The sequence below is a fragment of the Pseudomonadota bacterium genome, assembly GCA_039193195.1.
Lineage (GTDB): Bacteria > Pseudomonadota > Gammaproteobacteria > Steroidobacterales > JBCBZW01 > JBCBZW01.
The window spans coordinates 1-3,710 of sequence record JBCCWS010000098.1 but is presented as its reverse complement, the minus strand read 5'-3'; the positions used below and the strand labels follow the sequence as shown (position 1 = coordinate 3,710).

The following is a 3,710-nucleotide window of genomic DNA, read 5'->3' as shown; positions in this document are numbered from 1 at the left end:
GACGCGTCAAAAATCATGATGTCCCTACCCGGCGACGACGCCATTTGGCGCCACCCTCGGGGGTCGACCGCTGGTCAGGACGCTCAACGCACTCATCGCCAACAAGGCAGCTTCCCAAGGCGATGGCAGGGGCGGGGGCGGGGGCGGGGGCGGCAACTAGTGTGCTGTCCCAGAAGTTCGTTGAAAGATACGCGGGTACTTTTCGCCCCTGAGTACGTTGCTCCTCCTCCCATGGGGCCTGCCACGCTCGTCCTCGCGCCGCACCCAGGAACGAAAAGCCCCGTGCGTAGTTTCCAACGAACTTCTGGGACAGCACACTAGCGCCGCAGCGGGCGCAGGTCCTACCGCCCAGCCGACCCACGGCCGTATCATCCACCCCGAGATAGCCATGCCGAGCGCACGCGTTGCATCCCATCGATAGCCCACTCGCCCAGCGCTCCAACGTGGCGCGCAAGGCCATCGCCTACTCGCTTCAGGGCCCGCGCACGGCACGTCGCTTCACGGCGCGGCCCGACGACTATCGCCGCGCGCCGCCGGTCATCGCCAACTCCATCCCCAAGAGCGGCACCCACCTACTTCTACAGATTGCTCGCGCCCTGCCGCGCGCCCGTTATTACGGCAGCTTCCTCTCCTGGGCCTCATCCCTCGACCTACGCAAACGCTCCGAGCGATCGATCGCGTTTCACCTCGATCGGGTGGTGCCCGGCGAGGCACTCGGCGCGCACTTGCACTACAGCGAAGCGACCTCTGCAAAGCTCGAGACGATCAACGCGCTGCACCTTATGATCGTGCGCGAGTACGAGGAGATCATCCGCTCTGAGGCGCACTACCTGAAGCACATGAACCGCTTCCACCGGATGGCGCGGGAGTTTCGGGGCTTAGATGCACCGGCGTGCATTGAGCGCGTACGCAAGGGTTCGCCCAGCCGCCCCGATCTATATCCCGCGTTCGCCGAGCGCGTTCGACCCTACGAAGGGTGGCGTGACGATCCGCGGGTACTGATCGTGCGCTACGAGGACCTCGCCAATCCGGCAACTCGCGCGCCGGCGGTCGAACGTATTGTCCACGCCTGGGCCACGCGTGCCGAAGGGAGTGAGGCACTCGACCTGGAGGCGTACACCCATCAGGCAGTGGCGTCGATTGCCCCACAGCGATCGCACACCTACTCGAATCGCCGAGGTGGTTAGCGTTTGCTGGACATAGCTAGCGATCGCCTAGGCGCTCATCCACCGCCGCAGCGACCGCTGCCAGATTACCTAAGCGATTCGTGCGCTGGTAATACGTTCATCTAGGAGGAAGCCGCGCCGCGGGCGCGCCTAGCGTGCCCTGCGGCGCGCTGGAAAACCTCACCGCCACGCCGACATCACTGTGGGCGCGTGTCGTCTCCCGGCCTGCGCTGGCGAACACCCAGGCGGCGAGGCTCGGTTCCTGCGCCATGCGTGGGGCGGGCCGGCAGAGGTGACCAGCGCAGCCGACCGGGGCGCCGGGTATACTCATGCGCCGCTCACCACCCCAGGCCTACGCCCATGACGCTCGTCAGCGTCACCGACGTCCACCTCGAATTCGGCGATACCGTGCTCTTCCGCGGCGCGACCTTCCAGGTCGACGAGCAGGAGCGCGTCTGCCTAATCGGCCGCAACGGCGCCGGTAAGTCCACGCTCATGAAGCTCGTGCGCGGCACGATGCTGCCCGACAGCGGCGACGTGGTGCGTCACCCGGACTGCCACATCGCGACCCTCGACCAGGACTTGCCGCAGGCGCTGGACGTAACCGTGCGTGAGTTCGTCCTCCAGGGGCTCGAGGGGCACCGTGCTCTACTCGAGGAGTTCGAGCGCCGCTCGGCACGGGCTGGCGAGGAGCCGCAGGCGCTGAAGGAGCTCGAAGCGCTCCAACGCAACATCGAAGCCCACGGTGGATGGCAACCCGATCAACGGGTGGAGACGATTGCCTCGGAACTCGAGCTGCCCATCGACCAGCGCATGAACGCGCTCAGCGGCGGCTGGCGCCGACGGGTGTCGCTCGCGCGGGCGCTCGTCGGTAACCCCGATCTGCTGCTCCTCGATGAGCCCACCAACCACCTCGACCTCTCCACCATCGAGTGGCTCGAGGATCGCGTGCGGGGCTTTCGCGGCAGCGTCCTTTTCATCACCCACGACCGCGCCTTCCTCGAACGCCTCGCCACGCGCATCGTGGAGATCGATCGCGGCCTACTGAATTCCTGGCCCGGCGGCTATCGCAATTTCCTGCGCCAAAAGGAGTCGGCGCTGGAGGCGGAAGCCAAAGAGAGCGAGCTGTTCGAGAAGCGTCTCGGCCAAGAGGAAGCGTGGATCCGCCAGGGCATCAAGGCCAGGCGAACACGCAACGAGGGTCGCGTGCGCGCCCTAAAGGCCATGCGCGATGAGTACACCCAGCGCCAAGCCTTCAAGCCGAAAGACAAGGTGCGCATCTCCGTGGAGCAGGCGGACCAGAGCGGGCGCAAGGTGATCACCGTGCGCAACGCGCACTACGCCTATGATGATCATCAAGTGATCGAGGGACTGAGTCTGCAGATCATGCGCGGCGACCGAATCGGCCTGGTCGGCAACAACGGCGTCGGCAAGAGCACGCTGCTCAAACTCATGCTGGGCGAGATGCAGCCACAGATGGGCACCGTGAAGCTCGGCACCAACCTCGAGGTGGGCTACTTCGACCAGCTGCGCCGCGACCTCGACGGCGAACGGACCGTGGCGGACATCGTTGGCGACGGTCGCGACTACATCCCTATCAACGGCAAGCAGCGCCACGTAATCGGCTACCTGCGCGGCTTCCTATTCAGCGCCAAGCGCGCCCGGGAGAAGGTCAAGGTGCTCTCCGGCGGCGAGTGCAATCGCCTGATCTTGGCCCAGCTCTTCACCCGCCCCACCAACCTGCTGGTGCTCGACGAGCCCACCAACGATCTCGACGTGGAGACCCTAGAGGTGCTGGAGAATCGGCTGGTGGAATACACCGGTACGCTGATCGTGGTGAGCCACGACCGCGAGTTTCTCGACAACGTGGTCACCAGCGTCCTCGTGTTCGAACAGGGCGGAGAGATCGAACGCTACGTGGGCGGCTATTCCGATTGGCTAGAGCACGGCCGCCGCCTGGCTGTCCGCGACGATGCCAGCGCCGACAAGCGCAAGGAGCAGGCAGATGCCCAGCGATCACGCCCTCGCCCGAACCAAAAACTCAGCTACAAGCTCCAACGCGAGCTGGACGCCCTGCCTGGGCAGATCGAGACGATGGAGGCCACCGTGGCCGACCTCGAAGCGGACGTCGCCCTCGATGGCTTCTACGATCAGCCCTTTGAAGAGAAGGTCAAGCCTGCCCTCGCTGCGCTGGAGGCTGCCAAGTCAGCCCTAGATCAAGCTATCACCCGGTGGGATGAGCTGGAGACCATGCAGGCGGCGCTGCAGGTACCTGAGAAACGCTAGTGTGCTGTCCCAGAAGTTCGTTGAAAAATACGCACAGGGCTTTTCGTTCCTGGGTGCGGCGCGACGACGAGCGTGGCAGGCCCCACGGGGGAGGAGCAACGTACTCAGGGGCGAAAAGTACCCGCGTATTTTTCAAAGAACTTCTGGGACATTACACTATACTGATTTAATCATGAGGTGTGGCGTTGAGCCCCTGAGATGATATCTTATGTCGTTGACCGCAGCTGAGCGAGTGCCTGTGAGGCGTTCTCAGGGTTG

General features: G+C 64.5%; 2 protein-coding genes. Both read left to right on the top strand.

Annotation, left to right across the window (positions count from 1 at the left end; all coding sequences use genetic code 11):
- The first annotated feature begins 404 nt into the window (after window positions 1–404).
- Window positions 405–1,187 (top strand): sulfotransferase domain-containing protein, encoded by a 783-nt coding sequence (locus tag AAGA68_27260; GenBank protein MEM9388770.1) that lies wholly within the window; start codon window positions 405–407, stop codon window positions 1,185–1,187.
- A gap of 339 nt (window positions 1,188–1,526) precedes the next feature.
- Window positions 1,527–3,452: an ATP-binding cassette domain-containing protein gene (locus AAGA68_27255; GenBank protein ID MEM9388769.1), complete on the top strand. Its 1,926-nt coding sequence runs from the start codon at window positions 1,527–1,529 to the stop codon at window positions 3,450–3,452.
- Window positions 3,453–3,710 lie beyond the last annotated feature (258 nt).

Coding starts and splice junctions, on each gene's coding strand:
- AAGA68_27255 (MEM9388769.1), top strand. CDS start 1,527: ATGACGCTCGTCAGCGTCACCGACGTCCACCTCGAATTCGGCGATACC.